We start from the raw sequence: 11989 nt of genomic DNA, 5'->3' as shown, positions 1-11989 counted from the left end.
AGCAGTCCTATGAAGATCCTGGTGCTGGTCAAGCAGGTGCCGGATACCGAGGAAGAGCGCAAGCTCGACCCCGCCTCGGGGGCACTCGATCGCAGTGCGGGCGAGAGTGTCGCCGACGAAATCAATGAGCGCGCGCTGGAGGTGGCGCTGAGGTACAAGGACTCGCACAAGGGGACGGAAGTCGTTGCCGTTTCGATGGGGCCCGAGGCCGTGACCAAGTCACTGCGGAAGGCGTTGACGATGGGCGCCGACTCCGCCGTTCAGGTACTCGATGAGTCACTCGCGGGAGCGGATGTGGCACGGACCGCCGTCGTGCTTGCGGCCGCCGTGAAAACCGCGGGATTCGACCTCGTCGTTGCAGGCAATGAGTCCACAGATGGCCGCGGCGGAGTGGTTCCGGCGATGGTTGCCGAACACCTTGGCCTGCCGCACCTGAGTTTCCTTGATTCTGTGGAGATCACCGGGGACATGGTCCGTGGGGAGCGCGGCACCGAGAGCGGGTCAATACGTGTCGGCGCGTCGTTGCCGGCCGTCATCTCGGTCACGGAGCGCGCCGCTGAGGCCCGTTTCCCGAATTTCAAGGGAATCTTGACAGCCAAGCGGAAGCCCTTGCAAGTGCTTTCCCTGGCCGATTTGGGGATTGACCCCGCCACGATGCTTCCGCTGCTGGGCCGTTCTGTCGTCGTCTCCGTGAGTGAGCGTCCGGCGCGCACCGCCGGAAAAAAGACTGTCGATACAGGAAACGCAGGCATCGAGCTTGCGGACTTCCTTGTCGCAGGCCACCTGGTCTGAGGGAGGAGCTGGACATGGCGAACATACTGACTCTGATTGAAACGTCGAGCACGGGAGGGCTGGGGAATTCCGTTCCCGGCCTGCTGGCCGCCGCGGCCAAGCTCGGTACACCCGTGGCTGTTGTGGCCGTGGCACCCGGCAGCGGGAGGAATCTCGCCGGGGAGCTCGGCTCGCTCGGTGCTGAGCACGTCTTCATGGCCGAGAGCGAACAGCTCGGCTCGCTCCTGGTTGCCCCGCAGCTGGAGGCACTCTCCGCGGCCGTATCAGCCCTGGAACCTGCGGCAGTGGTGATCGCCAACTCGACGGAGGGCCGCGACGTTGCGGCCCGACTGGCAGCCCGGACCCAGGCCGGCCTGGCCATCGATGCTGTCGATGTGCGCTCGGACGGCGGACCCATTGTGGCAACGCATTCGGTCTTTGGCGGCGCGTATTCGGTGGAATCCACCATTGAGGGCGGCCTGGCCATTGTGACGGTCCGGCATGGGGCCATCGAGGAGCGGGCCGCCGCGTCGACCGCGGCCGTGACTACCGTGACGGTTTCCGCAGATCCGGCTCGTTCGGCCGTGATCGAGTCAGTCAACCATGCCGCCGAGGGCTCGGGCCGGCCGGAACTCCGGGACGCTGCGAGGGTTGTCTCCGGGGGTCGTGGCCTGGGTTCGAAGGAGAAGTTCGTGCTCGTTGAGCAGCTTGCGGATGCCCTTGGCGCGGCCGTGGGTGCCTCCCGTGCGGCCGTGGACGCCGGGTACGTTCCGCAGAGCTCACAGGTCGGCCAGACAGGTATTACGGTCTCACCGCAGCTTTATGTTGCCCTAGGTATTTCGGGGGCGATCCAGCACCGGGCCGGGATGCAGACCGCGAAAACCATCGTCGCGATCAACAAGGACGCGGACGCCCCGATTTTTGACGTCGCGGACTTCGGCGTCGTCGGCGATGTCTTCACGGTGGTTCCGCAGTTGATTGAAGCGATCGAAGCCCGCCGCGGCGGCTCCGCCAACCTTGAGAAGAATGTTGCGTCATGGCATTGACGAAACCCACTCCGAAGACCAGGAGCAACAGGAGCAAAGGGTCCAGGCCTGCACTGACCGCCCTTGCTGCGCTAGTGATCCTGTTCGTGCTCGTCCTGGTGGCCAAATGGCTCCGGGACCTTCCCGGTGTCCAGTCGTTCGTGGCCGAGTTTCCCGGGCACTCGGAATTGCCTGGGGCAGCCCCCGTCGGGTTGCCGGGCTGGCTTCAATGGCAGCACTTCCTGAACGGACTGTTCATCGTGTTGATCATCCGTTCAGGCTGGCAGGTGCGCACCACGGCCCGCCCGAACACCTACTGGACGCGGAACAACAAAGGACTGCTCCGGACGAAGAACGCGCCGGCGAAGATCAGCCTTGAGCTGTGGCTCCATCTCAGCCTCGATGCCTTGTGGTTGCTGAACGGTGTTGTGTTCCTGGTGCTGCTCTTTGCGAGCGGCCAGTGGATGCGGATCGTGCCGACAAGCTGGGAGGTGTTCCCGAACGCGCTCTCGGCGGCGATCCAGTACGCGTCGACGGATTGGCCGGTTGAGAACGGCTGGGTCAATTACAACAGCCTGCAGTTGCTGGCGTACTTCGTGACCGTTTTCGTGGCGGCCCCGTTGGCGCTGGCCACAGGTCTGCGGATGTCCTCGCTCTGGCCGAAGAAAGCCACAAGACTCAGCAGGCTCTATCCGATCGAGATGGCCCGGGCGGTCCACCTGCCGGTCATGCTGTACTTCGTGGGGTTCGTCATCGTGCACGTGACCCTGGTCCTGGCCACGGGCGCGCTGAAGAACCTTAATCACATGTACGGCGCGGGCGACGACGGCAGTTGGGTGGGCTTTTGGATCTTCGCGGCTTCCGTGGTGCTCATGATCGCCGCCTGGTTCCTGGCCAGGCCCCTGTTCCTGCGCCCCATCGCATCACTGAGCGGATCCGTCACCCGCTGAGCAAAATGTGCAGTGCCGGGCCAAGCTGCGCTGCCAAAACAGAGCCATTACAGAGGAAAGAGCTTGCACTCATGAGCGATGCAGAAAAGATTGTCATTCTCGATGGTGCCCGCACACCGATCGGAAGTTACGGAGGCGTCTTCAAGGACATCCCGGGCTTTGAGCTGGGAGCGATTGCCGCCAAAGGAGCCCTTGAGCGCTCAGGGATTGAAGCGGCGGACATCAGCGAAGTTGTCATGGGATGCATCGGGCAGGTCGGCCCGGACGCCTACAACGCCCGGCGTGTGGCGTTGGCTGCCGGTCTCGCCAAATCCACACCCGCCTACACAGTCAACCGATTGTGCGGCAGCGGACTGCAGGCCATCTGGTCGGCGGCCATGCAGATGCGCTGGAGCGGGGCGGATTTCACGCTGGCCGGCGGCAACGAGTCAATGAGCCGGATGCCGTTCTACGATTTCAACGCCAGATCCGGCTACCGTCTTGGTGACCGCACCCTGGTTGACGGAACTGTCGCAATGCTCACGGATCCGTTCCACGGCATGCACATGGGCGTCACGGCCGAGAACGTGGCCGCAAAGTACGGCATCTCCCGGCAGGACCAGGATGACTTCGCGCTCGAATCCCAGCGCAGGGCCGCCACCCACGCCGCCAAGGCCGCATTCGCGGAAGAAATCACGGCCGTGCAGATCGGCGGCCGGAACCGCAGGGCCGTCGTCGCCGACGAGCATCCCAAACCAGACACGACATTGGAAGTTCTCGCCAAGCTTCGCCCGGCCTTCGAAGAGGGTGGAACGGTCACCGCAGGAAACGCCTCCGGTATCAACGACGGCGGAGCCGCAGTGGTGCTGGCGAGCGGGAGCGCTGCTGCGGAGAGAGGATTGGCTGGGCTGGTCACCCTTGAAGCCGTCACGACGGCGGCCCTGGAACCGGAGCTGATGGGCTATGCGCCGGTGCTCGCACTCGAGAAACTTTTCGCGCAGACGGGGACAACCCCGGCCGATATCGACGCGTTCGAGGTGAATGAGGCCTTTGCAGCGCAGGCAGTGGCCGTGATCCGCGACGCGAAGCTCGATCCGGAGAAGACCAACCCCTACGGCGGTGCCATTGCGCTTGGCCATCCTGTCGGGGCGACAGGAGCCATGCTCAGCCTGCGCGTCGCCAAGGATCTGAAGAGGCGGGACCTGGAACTGGGTGTCGTCACTATGTGCATCGGTGGTGGCCAGGCCCTCGCTGCCTTGTTCCGCCGCGTTTCCTGAGCCGCAAACTACGGGCCAAAGCCGCCAAAGGACCGCTGGGCAACTCTCCGGCATACGCGGCCCGGCAGCAGCGGTGCCCCTGCAAGTGGCCTACCTTTCAATCACGAGCGTTCCTGGGCCGCGCCAGCCAGGAGGAACACACATCCAGGTTGAAGCGGGCCCCGCTATGGCTGAAATGTGGAGCCGATCAGGCCTCGACGGGTGCGCCCGCCGGGTCTTGCCAGGCGGCGAGCCCCAGGACGCCGCCAGCCGCAAGGAAGCCCTCCTCTTCCATCGGCACAATCAACTGTGTCCGGCCGTCGCTGCTTGCCACAATCCGGCCACCCAGGAACGCCACATCCGCCAGGATCTGATCCCAGTGGCGATACTGGACATCGTGGCCCTCGCCCGGATAGACCCGTTCCACCGTTTCGCGCCCTGCCAGCGCTGACTTCCAGCGCTCCATCTGTGCCAGAGGGACCAGCTCGTCTGCACTCCCCCAGTACAGAAACACCGGGGCCCGGACCGACGACAGGTCCGGAAGCGGCTGGGAGGCGTACAGCTCAAAGGCCTGTCTCAGCCCTTCGGGGGAAACGTCCCGTCCCTTCGCAAAGAGCCCCCGCGTGGCCTCCTCGATCACCGAGTCCCTGAAGCCAGGAATCGAGTGGACGGAACTTTCGGCCGGGAACCGCCACCAGGCCACCGGATCCGCCGCCACAGTTCCTGCCTCCAAGTGGGAGTCCGCGCCCTCCAGCATCTCCCCGAAGGCGCAGGCCAGATGCAGGGAGCGCACCCGCCCCGGGCGGGCCGCAATGATCGTGGCTGCGTACGGACCCCCGCCGGAAATCGCAATGACGGAGACCTGGCCGATGCCCAGCGTATCCAGCAGGGACCAGACGTCCTCGGCGTACTCGGCAGATCCGACGGCGGGATCGAACGCCGTCTGCCCCAGTCCGTTGCGCTCCACGGACACCACGCGGATCCCCAGCTCCTGCCGGAACGAGCGCGCGAACTCCAGGAGCCGGAATGCCCGGACGGTCGTTCCGGCACCGCCGAGGAACAGCAGCGGAACCGCCCCGGCCCCGCCGTCGTCGTCGTCGATGTAGTTCACCGTGCGGCCGGAGCCCACGACGGCGGTGCGTACCACCGGACCCATCGGATCGAAGCCGGAATTCCGGACCTGGATCGCTTCAACAGCGTCAGTCAGTACATCCATGGCTGTGTCCTCCTATGTGTAGTCGTAGAAGTTATGTGTAGTCGTAGAAGCCGCGTCCGCTCTTGCGGCCCAGCATGCCTGCATCCACCATCCGCAAGAGCAGCGGCGGCGGGGCGTAGTGCGGTTCCTTGAATTCCTCGTACAGCGAGTTGGCCACGTGCAGCGCAGTATCCAGGCCCACCAGATCCGCCAGTTTCAAGGGGCCCATCGGATGCGCACAGCCGGCCACCATCCCGGTGTCGATGTCCGCCGCCGAGGCATGACCAGCTTCCACCATGCGGATGGCGGACAGCACGTACGGGATAAGGAGGGCATTGACCACAAACCCGGCACGGTCCTTGGCCACAATGACCTCCTTGCCGAGACCGTTCGCGAATGCGCGGGCCCGTGCCAGGGTGTCGCGGCTCGTTTGCAGACCGGTGACGAGCTCCACGAGGGGCAGCACCGGTACCGGATTGAAAAAATGCACCCCCAGGACGTGTTCCGGGCGCCGGGTGGCGGCAGCAATGCGGCCGATCGGCATCGACGAGGTGTTGGAGGCCAGGATCGCCTCACGGGCCCGGACCACGGCATCGATGCGCCGGAACGCATCGAGTTTGAGATCCATGATCTCGGGTACGGCCTCGATCACCAGTTGCCTGTCCGAGAAGGCCTCAATATCCGTACCGAAGCTGATCCTGGCCAGGGCGTCGTCCTTGTCCGCGGAATCCAGCCTGCCGGCAGTCACAGCCTTTTCTAGCGAAGCGGTGAGCCGCTTGCGCCCGGCGGCCACGGCGCCGTCGTCGGCTTCAACAACCACAACGCCGGCACCGGCCCGGGCACAGACCTCCGCGATGCCGGAACCCATGAGTCCGCACCCGAGTACGCCTACCCGCTCGAATTCGCCGACGCTCATCCGGGCTCCCCCGCGGGACGGTTGAGGGCGGCGTAGGCCAGCTGTTCGATGAGCAGCGAAGCCGAGGCCGAGGACTCCGCGGCGGCGTCGATTGCCGCTTTCGTCCAGGCGACCGCCATCGCCGGCTGCTCGGCCAGGAACTCCGCCCGCGCCAGGGCAACGGTCAGGGCATCGCCAGCCGGTACCACTTCACGGACCAGGCCCAGGCGGTGCGCCTCTGCCGCCGGGAAGCGCTCTCCGAACAGGATGATCTCCCGGGCAATGGCGGGGCCGGCCGCACGGACCAGCCGCGTCAGGCCGCCGGAGCTGGGCAGGATGCCGAGTCCCACCTCCGGCAGGCCGAAGCAGTCTGGTCCGCGATCCGGATATCGCAGGCCAGCGCGAGCTCGAAGCCGGCGCCCAGGCAGTACCCCGACACGGCGGCCACGGTGGGCTGCGGCAACCGCGACACGACCTCATACAGTGAACCGCTCCCCCGGTAGTAGGCCGCGATCCGCTGGGGTGTCATCTCCGGCAGCTCGGACGTATCCGCGCCGGCCGAGAAGGCCCGCTCCGAACCCGCGAGCACAATCGCCGAAGCGCCCGCCACCTCCGGCGAGCGCAGCGCGTCCAGAAGCGCCTGCTCCAAGGCGGTGGAAAGGGCATTTAGTTTGCCGGGACGGTTGAGCTGCAGCACCACCACCTTGCCGTGGCGCTGCAGCTTGACGAGAGGCTCGACGCCGGGATCCTGGGATGCGGGGCCGGTCACCGCGGATTGAGGTTCTGCAGTGTGTGCCACCGACGTCACTTGGCCACCGCGCCGGCGTAGCCCAGCAGGCCCTCAGCGCCCCGCTTGTTGATTTCGTTGCCGATGATGACCGTCTGGATCTCCGAAGTCCCTTCCCAGATGCGATCCACGCGGAGTTCGCGCCACAGGCGTTCCACCGGGTTTTCACGCATGTAGCCGCGGCCGCCGAAGATCTGCAGGGCGTTGTCCACGCAGCGGTTGGAGGCCTCGGAGGCACCGAGCTTGATGACAGCCGCCTTGGCGTTGAGGAGCTTCCGGTCCATGCCCTGGTCCGCTTCCCAGGCCACCTGGTACGTCAGCACACGGTTGGTCATGATGTCCACGGTGTTCTTGGCGAGCATGTTCTGGATGAGCTGGAATTCCAGGATGGGCTTGCCGAACTGCACCCGGGATTTGGCGAATTCGGCCGCGAGCAGGGTGGCCCGTTCGGCGGCGCCGATGGTGCGGGCCGCGATCATGAGCCGCTCCTCCACGAACCAGTCACGGGTCAGTTCGTAGCCCTGGCCGATCCCACCCAGGATTTTGTCCGCACCGACCCGCACGTCCTCGAAAAGGAATTCGGGGTGCTCGTAGACGAAGGTGTGCGTGTAGCGCGGGGTGCGGGTTACGGAGACACCCGGGAGGTCCTTGTCCACCAGGAACATGGTGGGGGCACCATCCACGCTGGCGAGCACCAGGATGAAGTCCGCCGCATCCCCGACGGTGACGAAGAGCTTCTCACCGTTGATGATGTAGTGATCGCCGTCCTTGACCGCGGTGGTCTGGATGTTCTGGGGGTCCGATCCGGCCTCCGGCTCGGTGATGGCGACGGCGTCGCGGCGTTCACCGCGAATTTCGGGGATCAGGTATTCCTCGCGCTGGGCCGGGGTGCAGGCCTTCAGGGCGTTGGCCGGGCGCCACAGTGTGTCCCACAGGGCGCCGGTCAGCTTGCCCACCTCTTCGGAGACGATTGCGTGTTCCAGCACGCTGAGGCCTGCGCCGCCCCATTCCGACGGCATGTTGATGGCGGCGAGCCCGTGGTTGATGACCAGCTGCCTGACCTTGGCGTGCGGACGGATGGATCCGGGCGAGGATCTTGTGGACACAGCACTGCGCGAGTTGCACGAGGAAACCGGGATCGCGGCATCGCGTGACGATGTCGTTGGCGTGCTGGACGATTTTCCAGCCAGCCGCGGCATCGTCATCACTCCCGTTGTTGTCCTGTTGGACGGGCCGCAGCGGCCCCGCCGGCATCCGGCCGAAGTGGCCTCGCTGCACCCGCTGCCACTCGGGGTCCTGACGGCCCCGGGGGTCCCGCGCTGGCAACCGCAGCCAGCCGGTGGTTCGCTCCTCCAAATGCCGCTGCGCCGTGACATGGTGGTCCACGCGCCAACGGGCGCCATCTTGTGGCAGTTCGCTGAGGTGGTGCTGCGGGGACACGAGCTGCGTGTGGCGGAGCTCACCGAACCGGCCTTTACCGCGCGCTAGGTCCCGCCACGCTCGGCCTTGGAACTATAGTCTCAGCACTCCGGAACGTTGACGGCGAGGCCGCCCATGGCGGTTTCCTTGTACTTGGAGCTCATGTCCTTGCCGGTCTCCCGCATGGTCACGATGACCTCATCGAGGGAGACGCGGTGCGTGCCGTCGCCCCAGAGCGCCATCTTCGCGGCGTTGATGGCCTTGGCCGCGGCGATCGCGTTGCGTTCGATGCAGGGGATCTGCACGAGCCCGCCGATCGGATCGCACGTCAGGCCGAGGTTGTGTTCCATCGCGATCTCCGCGGCGTTCTCCACCTGCCCGGGGGTTCCGCCCATGACTTCGGCCAGGCCGGCGGCCGCCATCGACGACGCCGAGCCCACCTCGCCCTGGCAGCCCACCTCGGCGCCGGAGATCGAGGCCTGTTCCTTGTAGAGCACCCCGACGGCGGCGGCGGTCAGCAGGAACTTGACGATCGTCTCGTCGCGGTCCTGCTGGGTGGCCTTGTCCATGCCGGGGGCAAAGTGCAGGGCGTAGTACAGCACGGCCGGGATGATGCCCGCCGCGCCGTTCGTGGGGGCCGTCACGACCCGCCCGCCGGAGGCGTTTTCCTCGTTGACGGCCAGCGCGATCAGGTTGACCCATTCCTGCCAGTACTTCGGGTCCCGGTCCGTGTCCTCCTTCAGGAGCCGCTCATGCCAGTCGGGGGCGCGGCGGCGGACCTTGAGCCCGCCGGGCAGCAGGCCCTCGCGCTTGAGGCTGACTGCGACGCAGCCTTCCATCACGGAGTAGATGTGCAGCAGGCCTTCCCGGATCTCCTGCTCCGACCTGGAGGCGCGCTCGTTGACCATCATGATCTCGCCGATGGACAGCCCCTTGGCGGAGCAGTGGCCCAGCAGTTCCGCGGCGGTGCGGAACGGCAGCGGCAGTTCCTTCTTGGACTCGTCCAATTCCTTCTGGGCTGCCTCTTCCTCGCCCTCGCGGACGATGAAGCCGCCGCCCACGGAGAAGAAGGTAGCGCCATGGAGGACCCCGCCGCCGGCGTCGGAGACCGTGAACGTCATCCCGTTCGTGTGCCGCGGGAGCACGGTGAGCGGGCGTAGGACCATGTCGGATTCCCCGTAGGGCAGGGGAACCTCACCGGCCAGGTTCAGGGTGCCGGTTGCGGCGATGGCGGCAAGCCGTTCCTCCACCTCGTCCGGGAGGATGCGCTCGGGGTGGTAGCCTTCCAGCCCGAGCAGGATGGCGGTCATGGTGCCGTGGCCGCGGCCGGTGGCGGCGAGGGACCCGTAGAGGTCCACGCGCAGCGAGGCCACCCGGTCCAGGTCTCCGGACGCCTTGAGTTCACCCGCGAAGACCGCGGCGGCCCGCATGGGGCCCACGGTGTGCGAACTGGACGGTCCTATCCCGATGGAAAAAAGGTCAAAGACTCCAACAGCCATTGTCGGTTCCTAACTAGGTCAAACTGTGGTCCGGCAGATGGTCCTGCCGGAGGGCTGTGCGGCCGCCGGTGGGCGGCATCGCTGCCGGATGCACGACGCCGGGCGGCAGCTGGTGGCGGCGGCCCGGCGTCGTGATCTGTAGTGCCACTACTTCTGTAATACGTCCCTTAGGCGAGGTTGGCAACCGAGGGGTAGAGCGGGTGCGCGGCGGCGAGGGCCTCCACGCGGTGACGCAGACCGGACAGGTCGGCGCCGGCGTCGGCGGTCAGGGCCTCGGCGATGATGTCCGCAACCTCCGCGAAGGCTGCTTCGCCGAAGCCGCGGGTGGCCAGTGCCGGGGTGCCGATCCGCAGGCCTGAGGTGACCATCGGCGGGCGGGGGTCGAACGGCACGGCGTTGCGGTTGACCGTGATGTCGATTTCCGCGAGGCGGTCCTCGGCCTGCTGCCCGTTGAGCTCGCAGTTGCGCAGGTCCACCAGGACCAGGTGCACGTCCGTGCCGCCGGAGATCACGTTGATCCCCTTGGCCGTGACGTCCGGCTGGACCAGGCGCTCGGCCAGGATCCGGGCGCCGGCGAGGACCCGTTCCTGGCGTTCCCTGAACTCCGGGGACGCGGCGATCTTGAAGGCCACGGCCTTGCCGGCGATGACGTGCTCCAGCGGGCCGCCCTGCTGGCCGGGGAACACCGCCGAGTTGATCTTCTTGGCGATGCCGGCGTCGTTGGACAGGATGATGCCGCCGCGCGGACCGGCGAGGGTCTTGTGCGTCGTGGACGTGGTGACGTGCGCGTAAGGGACCGGGGAGGGGTGCAGCCCGGCGGCGACCAGCCCGGCGAAGTGCGCCATGTCCACCATCAGGTAGGCGCCCACGGAGTCGGCGATCCGGCGGAACTCGGCGAAGTCCAGCTGCCGGGCGTAGGCGGACCAGCCGGCCACGATCAGCGCCGGCTTGTGCTCCAGCGCCAGCCGCTCCACCTCGGCCATGTCGATCCGGTGGTCCTCCTCGCGGACCTGGTACGGGACCACGTTGTACAGACGGCCGGAGAAGTTGATCCGCATGCCGTGCGTCAGGTGCCCGCCGTGGGCGAGGTTCAGGCCCATGATGGTGTCGCCCGGCTTGATCAGCGCGTGCATGACCGAGGCGTTGGCCTGCGCGCCGGAGTGCGGCTGCACGTTCGCGTATTCGGCGCCGAACAGGGCCTTGACCCGGTCGATCGCGAGCTGCTCGATCACGTCCACGTGCTCGCAGCCGCCGTAGTAGCGCTTGCCCGGGTAGCCCTCGGCGTATTTGTTGGTCAGCACCGAGCCCTGCGCCTGCATCACGGCCACGGCGGTGTGGTTCTCCGAGGCGATCATTTCCAGGCCGTCCCGCTGGCGGGTCAGCTCGGCATCGATCTGCGCCGCGATTTCCGGGTCCAGCTCGGACAGCAAGGCGTCCAGGCTCGGGGAAATGACCTGCTCGAACGTTACTGTGCCTGCATGTGCGCCGCTCACAGTTCGCCGCCGTTCTTGGACGCGTACTCCTGGGCCGAGAGCAGCGGTCCGTCGGACTCGGCAGCGACCTTGAACAGCCAGCCGGCACCATAGGGGTCGCTGTTGATCAGCGCGGGGTCAGCGACGACGGCGGGGTTGATCTCGGTGACCTCGCCGGTGACCGGGGAGTACAGGTCCGAGACGGACTTGGTTGACTCGACCTCGCCGCAGGTCTCCCCCGCGGTCACCGCTGCGCCGACCTCGGGGAGATCCACGTAGACGATGTCGCCGAGGGCATCCGTGGCCACGGCGGAGATGCCGATGGACACAACGTTCCCGGCCTCCCGCGCAACCCACTCGTGCTCGGCGGAGTACTGCAGTTCAGGGGCAACTCTTGCCATGTGTTTTTCCTAAGTCTTGGTTTGGTCGTGGTGCTAAATCAATTGTGGCTGGGTGTTGATATCAGCCGTGGCCGGGTTACGCGTCAGGAAACCGAATTCCTCCGCGTGCTCGCTCGTTCCTCGCTTAGACGCACGCTTCCGGAATCCGCTCCCCTGCCGCTATCGGCCAGTTCAGTTTTCGGGGCCAACAGTTTCGGACAGACCACCAGTTCCCGGAAAGGAACCGTGGTCCTTCGTATTCTTCTAGTGCCGACCCTCGGTAGGCGGTCAATTTTCAGCACCCTTGGCTTTCAAAGGCGCTGGTTCGCGTTGGTCCGGATCTCTTCAGTTCCCTGAAGGT

The 11989-nt window shown here is 66.3% G+C and carries 12 protein-coding genes and 1 pseudogene; 5 read left to right on the top strand and 8 right to left on the bottom strand.

The window, feature by feature from the left end; translation table 11 throughout:
* The first annotated feature begins 9 nt into the window (after window positions 1-9).
* The 4 genes from ACQCSU_RS15490 to ACQCSU_RS15475 all read left to right on the top strand — a co-directional run bounded on the left by ACQCSU_RS15490 (window position 10) and on the right by ACQCSU_RS15475 (window position 4002).
* Window positions 10-792, top strand: a complete 783-nt coding sequence (locus ACQCSU_RS15490) for an electron transfer flavoprotein subunit beta/FixA family protein (RefSeq protein ID WP_426976155.1) — start codon at window positions 10-12, stop codon at window positions 790-792.
* Between the two features lie 14 nt (window positions 793-806).
* Complete coding sequence (locus tag ACQCSU_RS15485) at window positions 807-1817, top strand: electron transfer flavoprotein subunit alpha/FixB family protein (RefSeq protein WP_426976154.1); 1011 nt, start codon at window positions 807-809, stop codon at window positions 1815-1817.
* A complete protein-coding gene (locus ACQCSU_RS15480; RefSeq protein ID WP_426979810.1) occupies window positions 1814-2746 on the top strand; it encodes a cytochrome b/b6 domain-containing protein in 933 nt (310 codons plus the stop codon). The genes ACQCSU_RS15485 and ACQCSU_RS15480 overlap by 4 nt, the downstream gene beginning before the upstream one ends.
* A gap of 71 nt (window positions 2747-2817) precedes the next feature.
* Entirely contained in the window at window positions 2818-4002 is a 1185-nt protein-coding gene (locus ACQCSU_RS15475) for a thiolase family protein (RefSeq protein WP_426976153.1), read from the top strand.
* Between the two features lie 187 nt (window positions 4003-4189).
* Here ACQCSU_RS15475 and ACQCSU_RS15470 read toward each other — a convergent pair whose 3' ends face one another.
* The 4 genes and pseudogenes from ACQCSU_RS15470 to ACQCSU_RS15455 form a co-directional block, all read right to left on the bottom strand.
* Window positions 4190-5197: an alpha/beta fold hydrolase gene (locus ACQCSU_RS15470; RefSeq protein WP_426976152.1), complete on the bottom strand. Its 1008-nt coding sequence runs from the start codon at window positions 5195-5197 to the stop codon at window positions 4190-4192.
* A 31-nt stretch (window positions 5198-5228) separates the two neighbouring features.
* On the bottom strand, window positions 5229-6092 hold the full coding sequence (locus tag ACQCSU_RS15465) for a 3-hydroxybutyryl-CoA dehydrogenase (protein WP_426976151.1): 864 nt from the start codon (window positions 6090-6092) through the stop codon (window positions 5229-5231).
* Window positions 6089-6768 (bottom strand): annotated as a pseudogene (locus ACQCSU_RS15460) (enoyl-CoA hydratase/isomerase family protein). Before ACQCSU_RS15460 ends, ACQCSU_RS15465 begins: the two are co-directional and overlap by 4 nt.
* A 107-nt stretch (window positions 6769-6875) precedes the next feature.
* Window positions 6876-7964 (bottom strand): acyl-CoA dehydrogenase family protein, encoded by a 1089-nt coding sequence (locus tag ACQCSU_RS15455; protein WP_426976150.1) that lies wholly within the window; start codon window positions 7962-7964, stop codon window positions 6876-6878.
* Between ACQCSU_RS15455 and ACQCSU_RS15450 the strand changes: the two genes are divergently transcribed.
* Window positions 7957-8346 carry a hypothetical protein gene (locus tag ACQCSU_RS15450; RefSeq protein ID WP_426976149.1) on the top strand — a complete coding sequence of 130 codons (390 nt, stop codon included), beginning with the start codon at window positions 7957-7959 and terminating at the stop codon, window positions 8344-8346. The genes ACQCSU_RS15455 and ACQCSU_RS15450 overlap by 8 nt on opposite strands.
* A 32-nt stretch (window positions 8347-8378) precedes the next feature.
* Here ACQCSU_RS15450 and ACQCSU_RS15445 read toward each other — a convergent pair whose 3' ends face one another.
* Genes ACQCSU_RS15445 through gcvH form a run of 4 tightly spaced genes read right to left on the bottom strand, consistent with a single transcriptional unit; the run spans window position 8379 to window position 11649 of the window.
* Window positions 8379-9776, bottom strand: coding sequence for an L-serine ammonia-lyase (locus ACQCSU_RS15445; protein WP_426976148.1), 1398 nt, complete (start codon window positions 9774-9776; stop codon window positions 8379-8381).
* A 13-nt stretch (window positions 9777-9789) separates the two neighbouring features.
* Entirely contained in the window at window positions 9790-9924 is a 135-nt protein-coding gene (locus tag ACQCSU_RS15440; protein ID WP_426976147.1) for a hypothetical protein, read from the bottom strand.
* 19 nt (window positions 9925-9943) lie between these two features.
* Window positions 9944-11269: a serine hydroxymethyltransferase gene (gene glyA, locus ACQCSU_RS15435; protein ID WP_426976146.1), complete on the bottom strand. Its 1326-nt coding sequence runs from the start codon at window positions 11267-11269 to the stop codon at window positions 9944-9946.
* Window positions 11266-11649 (bottom strand): glycine cleavage system protein GcvH, encoded by a 384-nt coding sequence (gene gcvH, locus ACQCSU_RS15430; protein WP_426976145.1) that lies wholly within the window; start codon window positions 11647-11649, stop codon window positions 11266-11268. Before gcvH ends, glyA begins: the two co-directional genes overlap by 4 nt.
* Window positions 11650-11989: the final 340 nt, after the last annotated feature.

Source organism: Pseudarthrobacter sp. O4 (genome assembly GCF_050157025.1).
In the GTDB taxonomy this organism is placed as follows: Bacteria; Actinomycetota; Actinomycetes; order Actinomycetales; family Micrococcaceae; genus Arthrobacter.
Note: the sequence above shows the minus strand (reverse complement) of the source record. Positions and strands in the feature narration are given on the sequence as shown.